The sequence below is a fragment of the Ureibacillus thermosphaericus genome, assembly GCF_002370195.2.
GTDB classification, from domain to species: domain Bacteria; phylum Bacillota; class Bacilli; order Bacillales_A; family Planococcaceae; genus Ureibacillus; species Ureibacillus thermosphaericus.
The window spans coordinates 2,832,115-2,846,809 of sequence record NZ_AP018335.1; the positions used below are offsets into that span (position 1 = coordinate 2,832,115).

A 14,695-nucleotide genomic window follows, 5' to 3' on the forward strand; every position below is an offset into this window, starting at 1 on the left:
TTATTGCAACCTTTTTTACTACATACGTGAAACAATAAATTGCCTATCCGTATATTATCCTAAAAGTGGTAGAATTAACGGAATTTTTAAAAAAATAAAAAAACTCGCCCCAACCCAAAGAGAAGGGACGAGAGTATGTTACTCCCGCGGTACCACCCAAATTAGTGACACATGCACTCAGCTCATACCCTTAACGCGGTGAACGGTTTTAGCTACTACTTTTCACTAAAACAGACTCAAAGGCGAGTTCGATTTGTCTGCTTACTAGCTCCCACCAACCGCTAGCTCTCTGTTAAAGCGTCAAAATCTACTATTCCTTCTCCTAGTCGTACATATTTTCAATGAATTCATTTTAATGGAAATATAGAAATTATACAAGCCCTATGAATACAAATCTTAATGTATATTATTTTAGACTAAATTTCCTCATATGGCTAGTTTTTCACAGTTATTCTGTATTTCTTTTCTTTATTTCCTTCAGTATATTTGAAACAATTCGAACAACGTAATAAACCGCTCCCCCAAATCCGATAATGGCTAGAGCAAAAAATGCGGAATGCTTGAAAAAACCCAGTATCATGCTTAGAAGATAAATAAAAAAGAACATGATGAATCCAATAGCATTTCCTATCCCCATTATTTGAAATATCAACCCTAAACTCCCCTTTATTCTTCATGATTGATATATTATTACCTATTATAACTAATATTGTAAATTTTAATATAAATCATATAAGTAATATTAATAAGATTACAACGCTTCCTCTTCAATGTTATAATGTGTAATGGTATTCCGCTCATGAATCAACATCTAACCCAACAAAATGCAAATGTTTTCGTGAATACCAGTAAGGAGTGAAACAATTGACAGAGCAACAATTTCCATTCCCTTCCGATGGGAAACGTTACTATACATGGAATCGATATTTGCGTGATAAGTTTGGCCATAAAGTATATAAAGTAGCATTAGATGCAGGCTTTGATTGTCCGAATCGAGACGGAACAGTGGCTTATGGAGGTTGCACTTTCTGCAGCGCTGCCGGCAGTGGGGATTTTGCCGGTGATCGAGTTGACCCAATTCCGGTCCAATTCGAAAAAATTAAAGCAAAAATGCAGAATAAATGGAAAGACGGTAAAACAATGGCCTATTTCCAAGCATATACAAATACTCACGCACCTCTACCTGTTTTAAAAGAGAAATTTGAAGCTGCACTAAATTGTGAAGGGGTAATGGGTTTAAGCATCGCTACTCGCCCCGATTGTCTACCAGATGACGTCGTAGAATATTTGGCAGAATTAAATGAAAGAACATTTTTATGGGTTGAAATGGGACTGCAAACGGTACATGAAAGAACAGCGAATTTAATCAATCGAGCTCATGATTATGCTACATATGTTGAAGGAGTCGAGAAACTTCGCAAACATAATATACGTGTTTGTACCCACATCATTAACGGTTTACCATTAGAAGATTACGATATGATGATGGAAACGGCACGTGAAGTGGCTAAGTTAGATGTTCAAGGCATCAAAATTCATCTCTTGCATTTATTAAAAGGAACACCGATGGTAAAACAATATGAAAAAGGCATGTTGCAATTCCTTGAAAGAGAAGAGTATATCAAACTTGTAGCAGACCAATTAGAAATTCTTCCGCCAAACATGATCATCCATCGCATTACCGGTGATGGACCGATAGAGTTAATGATTGGTCCAATGTGGAGCGTGAACAAATGGGAAGTGTTAAACGGCATTGATGCTGAATTAGAACGTAGAAACTCCTGGCAAGGAAAATATTATAAGGCGGAAGTGAACAAATAATGCTAGAACGGGTTTTACCTTACGCAAAAACTTTATTATCATCTGTAATTAATGAAGGTGATATCGCCGTTGATGCAACCGCTGGAAACGGCCACGATACATTATTTCTAGCTAATCTTGTAGGAGAGACAGGTTTTGTCTATGCCTTTGATATTCAACAACAAGCAGTAGATGTAACAATTCAACGATTAAAAGAAAACGGATTAGAACATAGAGCCCGTGTCATTTTAGATGGACACGAACAACTGACTAAATATGTCCAAGAAGAAGTAGCGGGGGCTATCTTTAATTTAGGCTACTTACCTGGTGGAAATCATGACATTATCACCAAAGGAGAAACAACTATTTCTGCAATTGAACAATTACTATCACTTTTAAAGATTGGCGGCATGATTGTTTTAGTGATTTACCATGGTCACGAAGGTGGGAAAGAGGAAAGAGATGCGGTGATTGAATTTGTAAAATCTCTTCCTCAAAAATATGTTCACGTTCTTCGCTATGAATTCATTAATCAAAAAAACGACCCTCCGTTTATCATTGCTTTGGAGAAAATGAAAAAACTGCCAGACTTAAAATAAGTCCGCAGTTTTTCTTTTTCTACATTTTTGCTTTTTCTTTATTTACTTGTTGTTGATTTTTCGATTGATTACGCTCTACCCAGAAATCTGCATTTTTGATACCTAGCTTAATAGGATCAAATACAGGATCTTTTCCAGCTTTTCTTTGTTCCTCATAATCTTTTAAAGCAATGAAGGTAGGCTTCGCTAATACAATAATTCCAATGACATTTGTCCAAACCATTAAACCAAGTCCAATATCCCCTAGTAGCCAAGCTAAATCTGATGTTCTTACTGAACCGTAAAATACGGAAGCAAGCATTACAATTTTTAGAATCCAAGTAATCGTTCCTTCTGTGCGTCCGGAGAATAAATAAGCAACATTCGTTTCTGCAATATAGTAGTAAGCCATTAATGTTGTGAATGCAAAGAAGAATAACGCAAAGGCTACAAATGCAGCACCGAAATTATCTAATCCAGGGAATGCTCCAGTAACAGCAAGCTGAGTAAATTCTGTATAGCTATGCCCTGGTACATGTTCAACAATTAATTCTCCATCAGCATTATTCACATTCGTATTGTAAGTGCCCATGAATAAAATCATTAACGCTGTCGCGGAACATACAAGCAACGTATCAATATAAATAGATGCTGATTGTACTAGACCTTGCTTAACTGGATGGGATACTTCCGCAGCTGCAGCAGCATGTGGTCCTGTACCTTGTCCAGCTTCGTTGGAATAAACAGCGCGTTTTACCCCCCATGCAATGGCAGCACCAATCATTCCACCGAATGTTGCATCTACACTAAATGCACTGCGGATAATTAATCCGAATACTGCAGGCACTTCAGAAATATTCATGATAATCACGACAATTGCTACTAATAGGTATGCAACCGCCATAAATGGTACGATAATTTGAGCTGCATTCGCAATTCGTTTTACTCCACCAATAATAACGAAACCAAGTAAAGCAATTGTAATTAAACCTGTTATCCAAGGTGAAATGTTAAATGCGTTGTTCATTGCACTGGAAATGGCATTTGATTGAACTCCAGGCATCAAGATAGCCATCGCTAAAATGGCTGCAATCGCAAACATTACTCCGAACCAGCGTTTACCAGTCCCCTTTTCCATGTAATAAGCTGGTCCACCACGATAAACCCCTTGTTTTTTAGTTTTATAGATTTGCGCTAATGTTGATTCTACATATGCAGTTGATGCTCCAATAAATGCTGTAATCCACATCCAGAATACCGCACCCGGACCACCGAATGCAATAGCGCTGGCCGTACCAATAATATTTCCGGTACCGACGCGTCCTGAAAGCGCTATCGTTAATGCTTGGAAAGAAGAAACACCAGCTTCTGATTTCTCTCCAGTAAACATTAAAACAAACATTTCTTTAATTTTTCTAATTTGAGCAAATCGGGTCATAATCGAGAACACAAGTCCTACGATTAAAATCCCATAAATCATGATTGGCCCCCAAAGGATGCCGCTAATCCAGTTTAAGAAATTTTCTAACATACACACACCCCTTTAAATTTATGTATCATGAATATTTTTTATATTACAAAAACTTATGAAAACAATCAATATTTTTGATATCATTTTTTTAAAAAAATTATTAATTTTATATTAAAAAAGGAATGTCCATATCGAACATTCCTCCAATTTCAATATAATTCAATTAAACTATATATCCTATAGATCGTAGAACATTATTCATAAAATCTCTCATGTATAGAAATACTTCTTCCCTTTCATAATCATGAAAAATATTGTGATAACTATGGGGCCAGTCTTTATATTGAAATTCACTTGTTTTTTGCAATAATAGCCACTTTCTCGCCGTTTCTGAATCCGCCACTTTATCTTGATTAGGGGTAAACAGCAAAATGGGCAATGACAATGTCTTATCCTGAGTCATCAAATTTTTCATTAATTGTTGAATGTCTCGATACCATCGAACGGTAACATTGGAATGATATGGTACGTCATCCTCCATCTCTAGAAAACCATCAGAATTTCGAGTAAATAATCGTCTATCAAACTCCATCGACACTTTTTTGCTTGGTGCTATGTTCATGCTTGCTAGTGCACTTGTAAGTAAATTGGAATGTTTATGCAACTGTAACCACGGAGCAGTTAATACTAGTCCAGCGCATTCCATCTTCGTTGACCTTAAAAATTGAATTGCAAGGGTTCCGCCCAAGCCATGTCCAATGATAAATACTGGTAAATGATATTGAAGAGCGCTTTTCATGAGCTGTTTAATGAAAAGTAAGTATTCGTCAATTAATTCATCATGAACCCTCGTAAATTTTGACCCTTCTTCATGCCCTGGTAAATCGCCCATCACGACATGATAACCTTCCGTCATCAATTTTTCTATTAACCATGCATACCAACGGTGGTTTTCAAAAGCGCTATGTATTATTACTATAACAGCTTTCGGTTGCTCTTTAGTTTCCCACTTCCACATAGCGTTCCTCCTAAATCCACTAATACTTCTGTCATTACAAGTTAGTTTTGTTCTATTTTCAAATATTTTCTTATTTGCTAGGATAATATACATAATAATACTTTAGAAATGAGGAGCTTTGCGATGATTTATCCTTATAAAGATAAAGAACCTAATATCGATCCTTCTGTATTTATAGCAGACCATGTAACGATTACTGGAGATGTTACAATTGGCGAAGATACGTCAATTTGGTTTGGAACTGTGATTCGCGGAGATGTTGCACCAACGATTATTGGAAAACGTTGTAGCATCCAAGATTTAAGTTGTTTACATCAAAGTCCCAATAACCCTCTAATCATAGAGGATGAAGTCATCGTTGGTCATCAGGCTACCTTACACAGTTGTATTGTACGTAAACGCGCTTTAATTGGCATGGGATCCATCATATTAGATGGTGCTGAAATCGGAGAAGGAGCACTCGTTGCAGCTGGAAGTTTAGTACCTCCTGGTAAAAAAATCCCTCCAAATTCTGTCGCTATGGGCAATCCTGCTAAAGTCGTCCGTCAAGTAACAGAAGAAGATCGTAAAGATATGGATCGCATTATTCAAGAATATGTTGAAAAAGGAAAATATTATCAGTCATTAAAGAAATAAAATTCAAGTTATTATTATTTATACAATATTAAATTTACATTGAAAAATAAAAATGCAGGCGTTCATATTTGCCTGCATTTTTATAAAATAATTATAATCCTGCCTTCTCTCTTAATAATTGGGCCACATCTGTTCTTTCCCAAGGTAAATCGATATCCGTGCGACCAAAATGACCATATGCAGCAGTTTGTTTATAAATTGGACGACGCAAATCTAGCATTTTAATGATACCCGCAGGTCGTAAATCAAATAGTTCTTTGACCCACTCAACTAATTTGCTCTCACTTACTTTACCTGTTCCAAAAGTATCAATTGAAATGGATACAGGACGTGCAACACCAATTGCATAAGCTAATTGAACTTCTACTCGATCAGCAAGACCAGATGCTACGATGTTTTTTGCTACATAACGCGCAGCATAGGCAGCAGAACGGTCCACTTTTGTAGGGTCTTTTCCAGAAAATGCTCCTCCACCATGACGAGCATATCCACCATAAGTATCCACAATAATTTTGCGTCCAGTTAGACCCGCATCTCCTTTTGGTCCACCAATTACGAAGCGGCCAGTTGGGTTAATGAAGTATTTAGTATCATCATCAATCAACTCTATTGGAACAATTTCCTTAATAACTTTTTCCATCATATCTACTTTAATTTGATCAAGAGTAACTCCTTCATCATGCTGAGTAGAAATGACGATTGTATCAATGCGACGAGGTACATTATTTTCATCATATTCTACAGTAACTTGTGTTTTACCATCTGGTCGTAAATACGGAATCTCTTTTGATTTCCGAACTTCTGATAATCTTCTTGCAAGTCGATGAGCTAAACTAATCGGTAGAGGCATCAGTTCTGGAGTTTCATTGCAAGCAAATCCAAACATTAATCCTTGGTCTCCAGCACCAATCGCTTCGATATCCTCATCAGTCATATATCCTTCTCGTGCTTCTAAGGCTTGGTCTACACCTTCTGCAATATCTGGTGATTGTTCACCGATTGCAGTGAGCACCGCCAAGTTTTCTGCATCAAATCCAAATTTCCCACGCGTATATCCAATTTCTGCGACAGTGTCCCGAACAATACTTTGAATATCGACATAAGTTGTCGTAGTAATTTCTCCGGTTACAAGCACTAATCCAGTTGTAACAATTGTTTCACAAGCAACCCTTGCATTTGGATCTTCTTCTAGTATCGCATCCAATATTGCATCGGATATTTGGTCACAAATTTTATCTGGATGACCTTCTGTTACGCTTTCTGATGTAAACAGTCGACGATTTGACATTAAATTTCCTCCTAAATTTACGAGACGAATCTCTGCTATGATACGGTACTCATTATCCATTTTGCCTTAGCAACATTCGCCCGTAAGGAACAGTGCGAAGATGATGAAAGGCTTTAAGAAATTTTTATCTTTTTATAGGTTTTATAGGTTGAATGAGTACGACATTTGTGCTTGAATAAAAAAAGTTCCTATCCACATGCATGAGGAAAGGAACTAAACATTCTACCTTTCACTCTTATCGTTCAAGGGAACCCCTTGCATCAGGTTAGCACCACGCATTATTATAGTAATGCAGGTTGCCGGGTTTCATAGGGCCTTAACCCTCCACCAGCTCTGGATAAGAGTATCCGTTCATCCAACATGTTACGTAATATACTATACAATGTCAAATATTTTTTCCTTTTTCTCAAATTTGACATAACCCGGTATTCTATAATTTACTTATAAGTAGGTACTCTTGTTACAAGCAAAAAATTTTCATAAATAATTTTAAGAATTAGTATAGATTATTTCATCTAATGTGTTATACTAATTTCTGTATTATATAACCAACAATTAATTTTCCTAAAAATAAAAAAAGGATGGTATTTAATCGATGAATTCAGTAGAAATTGCAAATGAGCTGAAGGAATTATTAAAAGGTGGAAATATAAACACTCAATTGCCAGTGCCTCAATTAGTTGAAAAGGCGGTAACTCGTGGAGAAGCCAAATTAACAATTGATGGTGCAATTGTTGCTGAGACAGGTAAATATACAGGCCGTTCTCCAAAAGATAAATTTATTGTGGAAGAAGAAAGCATTAAAGATAAAATTGATTGGGGTAGTGTAAATCAGCCAATCTCTGCTGAAGTGTTTGATAACTTGTATATAAAAGTATTAAATTACTTAAAAGAAAAAGACGAGTTATTTGTATTTAAAGGCTTTGCTGGAGCAGATAAAGAATCTCAATTATCTATTCAAGTAGTAAATGAATATGCTTGGCACAACCTTTTCTGTCATCAATTATTCATCCGTCCAACAAAAGAAGAATTAGCTTCTCATACAGCTGATTTCACAATTATTTCTGCACCTGGTTTCAAAGCGAATCCAGCTGTTGACGGAACAAACTCAGAAGCATTTATTATCGTATCATTCGAAAAGAAAATTATATTAATCGGTGGTACGGAATATGCTGGTGAAATGAAAAAATCTATTTTCAGTATCATGAACTACTTGTTACCTGAAAAAGGCATTCTTTCAATGCATTGCTCTGCTAACGTTGGAGAAGATGGTGACGTAGCGTTATTCTTTGGTTTATCTGGTACTGGAAAAACAACTCTTTCTGCTGACAGCGATCGTAAATTAATCGGTGATGATGAACATGGTTGGTCTGACAACGGTGTGTTCAACATTGAAGGTGGCTGCTACGCTAAAACAATTAATTTATCAGCTGAGAAAGAGCCAGAAATTTATAATGCCATTCGTTTTGGTACAGTGTTAGAAAACGTTGTAATCGATTCAGAATCACGCATTCCTGATTACGATGATAATAGCCTCACAGAAAATACACGTGCAGCGTATCCAATTCATTACATTGATAATATTGTAACGCCTTCTATTGCTGGTCATCCGAAAACAATTATCTTCTTAACTGCTGATGCTTTTGGAGTGCTTCCTCCAATCAGTAAATTAACGAAGGAACAAGCAATGTACCACTTCTTAAGCGGATTCACTTCTAAATTGGCTGGTACTGAACGCGGCGTTACTTCACCTGAACCAGTATTCTCTACATGCTTTGGTTCTCCTTTCTTACCACTTCCAGCAACAAAATATGCTGAAATGTTAGGTGAGAAAATCGATGAACACAACGTTCAAGTATTCTTAGTGAACACTGGTTGGACTGGTGGCGAATACGGTGTAGGTAGCCGCATGAAGCTTTCATATACTCGCGCAATGGTACGTGCTGCTATCAGCGGTAAATTAAACGATGTTGAAACAAAACAAGATGGTATTTTCGGATTACACATCCCAACTGCAATTGAAGGGGTTCCAAGCGAAGTGCTAGATCCTCGTGAAGCTTGGAAAGATAAAGAAGCTTACGATCAAAAAGCTCGTTATTTAGCTGATTTATTCAAAGAAAACTTCAAGAAATTTAACAACGTATCAGAAGATATTTTGAAAAAAGGTGGACCATTGGTTTAATATCAACGTTCCATCCATTCTAAACTCATATTAAGATTAAAGAGGCGCCTAATAAGTCATTGAGGCGCCTCTCTTTACGACTGATGCTCATGCATTCTTCGCAGATTAATTTCGACAAGGAGTCGCGTCAGATGTGACCAACGCAGGGAAAATATAATCATCATAAAGAATTTGAGCCTGATCAAAAAATATTACACTTTTTGATCAGGCCATTTAATTTTGATGGGATTTTTTATAAATCTTTAATGAAAAACGGTTCTAAGTGTTTCAATAATTAAAGGGAAAAGAGTGAATTGAAATCATCGCTTCTTTCCTTTTTCTTTCATCCAATTGCAAATAGAACGGACCGTTTCTCTATTGATATGAGGTGGAAAATGGTGTGCCAAATTGGCCATATACCACGTTTCAAATTCTTTTCCTGATTCCTTAAGCGCCCTTTCAAGCTTATAGGATTGTTCAATCCTAACATTGGAATCTTCAGTACCGTGGATAATAAGTACCGGTGCATGAATGCGGTCCACTTCATAAATTGGTGAGCGTTCTTCATAAATTTCCGGATATTTTGTTGGAGATCCACCGATAAGTCTCTTTAGCGTACGTCTTAAATCAACCCGTTCTTCGTACAAATCCGCCAAATCAGCTACACCCGACCAAGTGACGATTGACCGAATATCTTTACTCAAAATCCCCATCCATAAAGCCATTAATCCTCCCCTTGAAAAACCAAAAAGGTGTACCGAATCATTATTGGCAATTTCTTTTAATAATTGGATGCTATGCAGTGCATCAAGACGGTCATCGCCCCCAAATTCATCGCGACCTTCTCCACCTCGATTTCCACGATAATACGGTGCAAATACAATAAACCCATTTGAGGCAAATTGCGCAATTCTAGCTGGCCTTACCATTCCTACCGACTGCAATCCACCACGCAAATATAATAATGCTTCATATGAACCATCTCCAATAGGTCTAGCAAGCAATCCTTTCACTCGAAGCCCTTCCGACCAATAAACGATTTCCTCAAGCTCTACATTTGGATTAGGAGAAGGATATTTTCTAATTAATTCAATGCTACCATTCTTTTTCAAGTTGTTTCACTTCCTGCAAAATTTTTTTCATCCCTTCATCCTTCATATAAAAACTTGCATATGGATGTTGTAATACTTCCTCCGTTGTTAAAAAAAGTCGCCCGACCGTTTCGTATTGTTGAACAAAAGGTTCGATTCGAGCCACCTTTGCAACAAATACGGCTTTACAAAATGGGATTTTTTCATAAACAGTATAATGGGCAAATAATTTCAAATCCGTAATATGTACGAGCGTTTCTTCATAAACTTCCCGCTTAGCTGCTTGTTCTATTGTTTCTCCCAATTCCACTTTACCTCCAGGAAATTCCACACCCCGTTTTTGATTGATTGTACAAAGCCATTTTCCATCTTTTTGTACAAGCACCAGGACATGCTTCGGCTCAAGTGGAAACGGAGGACCTTCAAAACTTAGTTCGACTTTATTATTGTTTAAATCATAAAAAGTAAACATCCCTTCAACTCCTATACATTTAGTGTAGCGAAGGGATGTGTTCTATTCAATTATTGAAATAGGGCAATTGTTCCACAAATTCTTTTATTTTTTCATCGCCAAACTCATGAATTAAAGCATAAATTTTTTTCAATCGATTATCAATTTCATCATTCTCTTCATCAAGATGGTATGGAAGATATGGTAAATGAGCTCTTACTGCATTATCAAATTCTAAAGAGTTTAACTGATTAAATAGCTTTTTAAATATAAACACTTTATCCGGATCCAATTCAATCTTAAACTCACAAGGTTCACCGGTAGGAATGTAATTATAAGATTGGTTTAAGACGTTCACATACAGCGTTGTCTTTTCGATAGTAATCACCCTCCTTATATTCATTATGGTGAAATATAATTAGGGCTATTCAAAAGAATAAAAAATCCTCAAAAGTTCTATCATTGAACTCTTGAGGATAGACATTCCGTTATTTACCTAAAAACGCTGATAACATCCATGTATGTTTTTCTAGACTTTGGAAAGTTGCGTTCAACATATCTTCTGTACGATCATCGCCTTGATTTGCCGCCTCTTCCATTGCTTCTTTAATCAGCTTCATAGTGGATTGGAAGTCATCAATTATTGTTTGAACCATTTCCTCTGATGTTTCTGAACCTGAAGCTTCTTGTACTCTCGATAATTCTAAATGCTCTTTTAATGTTGCTACTGGCTTTCCGCCTTTTGTTAGAATACGCTCTGCTACTTCATCTAAATTTGCCGTAATTTCATTGTATAATTCTTCAAATTTTTCATGTAATGTAAAGAAGCTTGGACCTGTTACATACCAATGGTAATTATGAAGTTTAGTATATAATACTGAGTATGTTGAAACTAATTCATTTAATTGGGCAATTAATTTATCGTTTGACATCATTTCACCTCATTTTACAGATTTTTCTTTCTTTTTTAATTATACTAAAAACATTGTTTTTATAATTTTACAATTGCATGAAATCTCAGAAAACAGTTCATATATAGTATGATATTTTTTATTGAATTTATCCAAATATTATGTTCACCTTGTATTCAACAATCAGAAGAATAATTATGTTAGTATATAGGTAGAGGTGATGATATTGAATATGTCTGGTATCTTAATATTAGTAGGCGTTATGTATTTCATCATAATGATTGGTGCTATCGGTTTCTTTATACATATGAAAAGAAAAGGTCGATTTTAAATAAGTAAAGTAAGGAATGAGAAATTCGAACAATGAAATATCCTTTTATTTGGCTTATTCAATTTTATAGAAAATTTATTTCTCCACTCACACCACCAACCTGCCGATTTTATCCGACTTGTTCTCAATATGGACTTGAAGCATTTGAAAAGCACGGTGCTATTAAAGGCTTTATTCTTACTACAATCCGCATTTTAAAATGTCATCCTTTTCATCCTGGGGGTTTTGATCCCGTACCTGAAAAGTGGCCTTCGAAAAAAAATTAATTTCGAAGGTTTTTCTTATTGTATTTATTCACTTGTTCATGGTATTATTGATTTCGTGAAAATTATATAAATCGTAATCATTACTATTTGATGAAAAGGAGAAATATAATGAGAAATTTGATTTTCCTCTCATTACTAGCGATGACGCTGCTTTTAACTGCCTGCACCAATAATGAATCGAATCAAGAAAAGAATAACGAAATTAATATATATACTACTGTATACCCACTACAATATTTTGCAAAACAAATCGGTGGAGATTATGTGAATGTTTCTTCTATCTATCCTCCTGGAGCAAATGAGCACACTTTTGAACCAACACAAAAGGATATGATCGCTTTAGCAGATGCAGACGTATTTTTCTATATTGGATTAGGTTTAGAAAGTTTTGTGGAAAATGCGAAAAAATCATTGGCAAATGAACACGTAAAATTTGTTCCAGTCGCAGAAAAAATTGATGAACAAAAACTACAAACTTCTGTTGGACATTCCCACGAGGAACATGAACATGAACATGAACACGACCACCACCATGGAGAGGTCGATCCACATGTTTGGCTCTCTCCTACGATCTCTAAAGATATAGCATTGACGATTAAAAATGAACTTGTCAACCTTCTTCCAGAACAAGAAAATACGTTCAATACAAACTATGAGCAATTAGTAAAACGTCTCGATGAATTAGATCAACAATATAAAGACTTAGCAAGTCATGCTTCATCCAAAACATTTTTTGTGTCCCATGCAGCCTTTGGATATATCGCAGGAAATTACGGGTTAACACAAATCCCCGTTGCTGGATTAAATTCACAAAGCGAACCATCCCAGAAGGAACTTGCGGAAATTGTTGCTCTTGCTAAAAAACATCAAATAAAATATATATTATTCGAACAAAATGTATCATCAAAACTAGCATCTGTCATTCAACAAGAAATTGGTGCTGAATCACTAATATTACATAACCTCAGTGTATTAACAGAAGAAGATATTCAAAACAATGAAGATTACTTTACTTTAATGAAGAAAAATTTAAAAACGCTGGAAAAAGCTTTAAATTATTAATCCTAAGGGAGCGATTCAGAAGGCTGCAGCTTTCGATTCGCTCTTATTTTTCCTTAAATTAGGTACATAATGCATGGAATAGATAACTTATCAAATCATCACTATTAAAAAAGTAGTACAAACCAGCTTGTACTACTCATGGAGATTAAGATAACAATTCTTTTAATTTTCGACGCAACAATTTATTGGAAGCATTTCTTGGTAATGCATCAACCACATAGACTTCTTTTGGTACTTTATACTTCGCTAAATGTTGTAAACAATATTCTTTAATTTCATCAGGTGAAACATCTTTTTTCAATACAATGAAAGCAACTGGAACTTGTCCCCATGTTGCATCCTCCACTCCACAAACACCCGCTTCTTTGATTGCAGGATGCCCCATTAACACGTTTTCCACTTCTGCTGGATAAATGTTCTCTCCACCGGAAATGATTAGGTCTGAACGGCGATCAACGACATATAAATATCCTTCGTTATCTACATAACCTATATCACCAGTATGTAACCATCCGTCTTCCGTCGATGGTTTCGCTTCGTAACGTCCAATATATCCTGGCGTCACATGTGGACCTCGGATACAAATTTCCCCTTCTTGGTAAGGACCTTCCGCTCCTAATATTTTAATCTGATTGAAAAATAATGGTTTACCAGCCGAACCGATTTTCCGCAAAGCATCTTCCGCAGGTAATGTCGCTGTTTGAGAGGAAGTTTCCGTCATCCCATAAGTTTGCAATACTTTCAATCCCCGCTGTTCTGCACGAATTAAATAATCTTTCGGAATAGGGCCACCTCCTGCCAATATCAACTTAAATGATGGAGATGCCTTCTGATTTCGTTCTTCAAGGATATGTAAAATTCGCTCAAGCATCACCGCTACCACTGAAACATTTGTTACCCTACCGAAAACAATATCCTCTGCAATTTGTACATGATCAAATTTTCGATAGAGCTTTACTTCGTTGCCGTATAATAGAGAACGAACTAATATCGAAAATCCACTAATATGAAAAAGAGGTACAGCACAAAGCCAAACATCTTTTTCGGATAAACCGATATTCAAAACTGAAGCAACGGCACTTGATTGATGGTTTTCTACCGTTTGACGCACGCCTTTTGGAAAACCTGTTGTGCCGCTCGTATACATAATGGAAATCGTCTGTTGCAGCGGCCATTCACGGCTTATTTCAATTGGCTTACAATCGCTATTTTCGATTTCAGAGAATCGCAAGTAGTTCACATCTTCAGGCAGTAATGACAGATCATTGTCATTAACTAATACCATTGAGACTTGTGCATCATTGATTTGATAAACCAATTCACTAGTAGTTAGTTTACGGTTTAATAACACCATTTCACATTGTAAATGCATACATCCATACATAATAAAAATCAAACTCGAATCATTTTCTCCAAGAATCGCAACACGGCTTCCCTTGTCTATGCCTAATGCCTTTAGTTGTTCCGCACGTTTTACAGAAATCTTTTTGATTTCTTCAAAAGTCCAGTAATTACCTTCAAAAGATAACCCAATTCGATTTGGCGTTAAATAGGCTCGCTGTAGAATCCAATTAGGGTACATTATAATTCCTCCCTTTCTCCCCTTCATTTTACTAAAAAAATTTCACAAA

Annotated in this window: 15 protein-coding genes, 1 riboswitch and 1 other annotated feature; of the genes, 6 read left to right on the forward strand and 9 right to left on the reverse strand. The window is 36.1% G+C overall.

What is annotated here, in order from left to right; translation table 11 throughout:
- Positions 1-120 precede the first annotated feature (120 nt).
- Positions 121-333, reverse strand: a binding site (T-box leader).
- 115 nt (positions 334-448) lie between these two features.
- Positions 449-652 (reverse strand): hypothetical protein, encoded by a 204-nt coding sequence (locus tag UtA1_RS13575; protein ID WP_016837048.1) that lies wholly within the window; start codon positions 650-652, stop codon positions 449-451.
- Between the two features lie 212 nt (positions 653-864).
- Here UtA1_RS13575 and UtA1_RS13580 point away from each other — a divergent pair, with 212 nt between their 5' ends.
- Positions 865-1,821: a TIGR01212 family radical SAM protein gene (locus UtA1_RS13580; RefSeq protein WP_016837047.1), complete on the forward strand. Its 957-nt coding sequence runs from the start codon at positions 865-867 to the stop codon at positions 1,819-1,821.
- The gene (locus tag UtA1_RS13585) at positions 1,818-2,399 is read left to right on the forward strand and encodes a class I SAM-dependent methyltransferase (protein ID WP_096551626.1); all 582 of its coding nucleotides are present in this window, start codon (positions 1,818-1,820) and stop codon (positions 2,397-2,399) included. Before UtA1_RS13580 ends, UtA1_RS13585 begins: the two co-directional genes overlap by 4 nt.
- A 19-nt stretch (positions 2,400-2,418) precedes the next feature.
- On the opposite strand, the gene UtA1_RS13590 is transcribed toward UtA1_RS13585, so the two are convergent.
- Both UtA1_RS13590 and UtA1_RS13595 read right to left on the reverse strand, forming a co-directional pair.
- Positions 2,419-3,909 (reverse strand): alanine/glycine:cation symporter family protein, encoded by a 1,491-nt coding sequence (locus UtA1_RS13590; protein WP_096551628.1) that lies wholly within the window; start codon positions 3,907-3,909, stop codon positions 2,419-2,421.
- A 163-nt stretch (positions 3,910-4,072) separates the two neighbouring features.
- Positions 4,073-4,867: an alpha/beta hydrolase gene (locus tag UtA1_RS13595; protein WP_096551630.1), complete on the reverse strand. Its 795-nt coding sequence runs from the start codon at positions 4,865-4,867 to the stop codon at positions 4,073-4,075.
- A 123-nt stretch (positions 4,868-4,990) separates the two neighbouring features.
- On the opposite strand from UtA1_RS13595, the gene UtA1_RS13600 reads away from it, so the two are divergent.
- Positions 4,991-5,503: a gamma carbonic anhydrase gene (locus UtA1_RS13600; protein ID WP_016837043.1), complete on the forward strand. Its 513-nt coding sequence runs from the start codon at positions 4,991-4,993 to the stop codon at positions 5,501-5,503.
- 91 nt (positions 5,504-5,594) lie between these two features.
- On the opposite strand, the gene metK is transcribed toward UtA1_RS13600, so the two are convergent.
- A complete protein-coding gene (metK, locus tag UtA1_RS13605; protein ID WP_096551632.1) occupies positions 5,595-6,791 on the reverse strand; it encodes a methionine adenosyltransferase in 1,197 nt (398 codons plus the stop codon).
- Between the two features lie 232 nt (positions 6,792-7,023).
- Positions 7,024-7,135, reverse strand: a riboswitch (SAM riboswitch).
- A gap of 251 nt (positions 7,136-7,386) precedes the next feature.
- Here metK and pckA point away from each other — a divergent pair.
- Complete coding sequence (gene pckA / locus UtA1_RS13610; RefSeq protein ID WP_096551634.1) at positions 7,387-8,973, forward strand: phosphoenolpyruvate carboxykinase (ATP); 1,587 nt, start codon at positions 7,387-7,389, stop codon at positions 8,971-8,973.
- A gap of 299 nt (positions 8,974-9,272) precedes the next feature.
- Here the strand turns inward: pckA and UtA1_RS13615 are convergent, their stop codons facing one another.
- The 4 genes from UtA1_RS13615 to UtA1_RS13630 all read right to left on the reverse strand — a co-directional run bounded on the left by UtA1_RS13615 (position 9,273) and on the right by UtA1_RS13630 (position 11,426).
- Positions 9,273-10,064, reverse strand: a complete 792-nt coding sequence (locus UtA1_RS13615; protein ID WP_096551636.1) for an alpha/beta hydrolase family protein — start codon at positions 10,062-10,064, stop codon at positions 9,273-9,275.
- Positions 10,048-10,515 carry an NUDIX domain-containing protein gene (locus UtA1_RS13620; RefSeq protein ID WP_016837039.1) on the reverse strand — a complete coding sequence of 156 codons (468 nt, stop codon included), beginning with the start codon at positions 10,513-10,515 and terminating at the stop codon, positions 10,048-10,050. The genes UtA1_RS13615 and UtA1_RS13620 overlap by 17 nt, the downstream gene beginning before the upstream one ends.
- Before the next feature lie 46 nt (positions 10,516-10,561).
- Complete coding sequence (locus UtA1_RS13625; protein WP_016837038.1) at positions 10,562-10,882, reverse strand: hypothetical protein; 321 nt, start codon at positions 10,880-10,882, stop codon at positions 10,562-10,564.
- A gap of 100 nt (positions 10,883-10,982) precedes the next feature.
- Positions 10,983-11,426 (reverse strand): Dps family protein, encoded by a 444-nt coding sequence (locus UtA1_RS13630; RefSeq protein WP_016837037.1) that lies wholly within the window; start codon positions 11,424-11,426, stop codon positions 10,983-10,985.
- Between the two features lie 342 nt (positions 11,427-11,768).
- Between UtA1_RS13630 and yidD the strand changes: the two genes are divergently transcribed.
- Together yidD and UtA1_RS13640 are read left to right on the forward strand one after the other, a co-directional pair.
- Positions 11,769-12,002 carry a membrane protein insertion efficiency factor YidD gene (gene yidD / locus UtA1_RS13635; RefSeq protein ID WP_096551638.1) on the forward strand — a complete coding sequence of 78 codons (234 nt, stop codon included), beginning with the start codon at positions 11,769-11,771 and terminating at the stop codon, positions 12,000-12,002.
- Positions 12,003-12,110: 108 nt separating this feature from the next.
- Positions 12,111-13,064, forward strand: coding sequence for a metal ABC transporter solute-binding protein, Zn/Mn family (locus UtA1_RS13640; RefSeq protein ID WP_016837035.1), 954 nt, complete (start codon positions 12,111-12,113; stop codon positions 13,062-13,064).
- Positions 13,065-13,209: 145 nt separating this feature from the next.
- Here the strand turns inward: UtA1_RS13640 and UtA1_RS13645 are convergent, their stop codons facing one another.
- Positions 13,210-14,646 carry an o-succinylbenzoate--CoA ligase gene (locus UtA1_RS13645; protein WP_096551640.1) on the reverse strand — a complete coding sequence of 479 codons (1,437 nt, stop codon included), beginning with the start codon at positions 14,644-14,646 and terminating at the stop codon, positions 13,210-13,212.
- Between the last annotated feature and the right edge of the window lie 49 nt (positions 14,647-14,695).

Coding starts and splice junctions, on each gene's coding strand:
- UtA1_RS13640 (WP_016837035.1), top strand. CDS start 12,111: ATGAGAAATTTGATTTTCCTCTCATTACTAGCGATGACGCTGCTTTTA.
- UtA1_RS13645 (WP_096551640.1), bottom strand. CDS start 14,646: ATGTACCCTAATTGGATTCTACAGCGAGCCTATTTAACGCCAAATCGA.
- UtA1_RS13620 (WP_016837039.1), bottom strand. CDS start 10,515: ATGTTTACTTTTTATGATTTAAACAATAATAAAGTCGAACTAAGTTTT.
- UtA1_RS13595 (WP_096551630.1), bottom strand. CDS start 4,867: ATGTGGAAGTGGGAAACTAAAGAGCAACCGAAAGCTGTTATAGTAATA.
- yidD (WP_096551638.1), top strand. CDS start 11,769: ATGAAATATCCTTTTATTTGGCTTATTCAATTTTATAGAAAATTTATT.
- metK (WP_096551632.1), bottom strand. CDS start 6,791: ATGTCAAATCGTCGACTGTTTACATCAGAAAGCGTAACAGAAGGTCAT.
- UtA1_RS13590 (WP_096551628.1), bottom strand. CDS start 3,909: ATGTTAGAAAATTTCTTAAACTGGATTAGCGGCATCCTTTGGGGGCCA.
- UtA1_RS13600 (WP_016837043.1), top strand. CDS start 4,991: ATGATTTATCCTTATAAAGATAAAGAACCTAATATCGATCCTTCTGTA.
- UtA1_RS13630 (WP_016837037.1), bottom strand. CDS start 11,426: ATGTCAAACGATAAATTAATTGCCCAATTAAATGAATTAGTTTCAACA.
- pckA (WP_096551634.1), top strand. CDS start 7,387: ATGAATTCAGTAGAAATTGCAAATGAGCTGAAGGAATTATTAAAAGGT.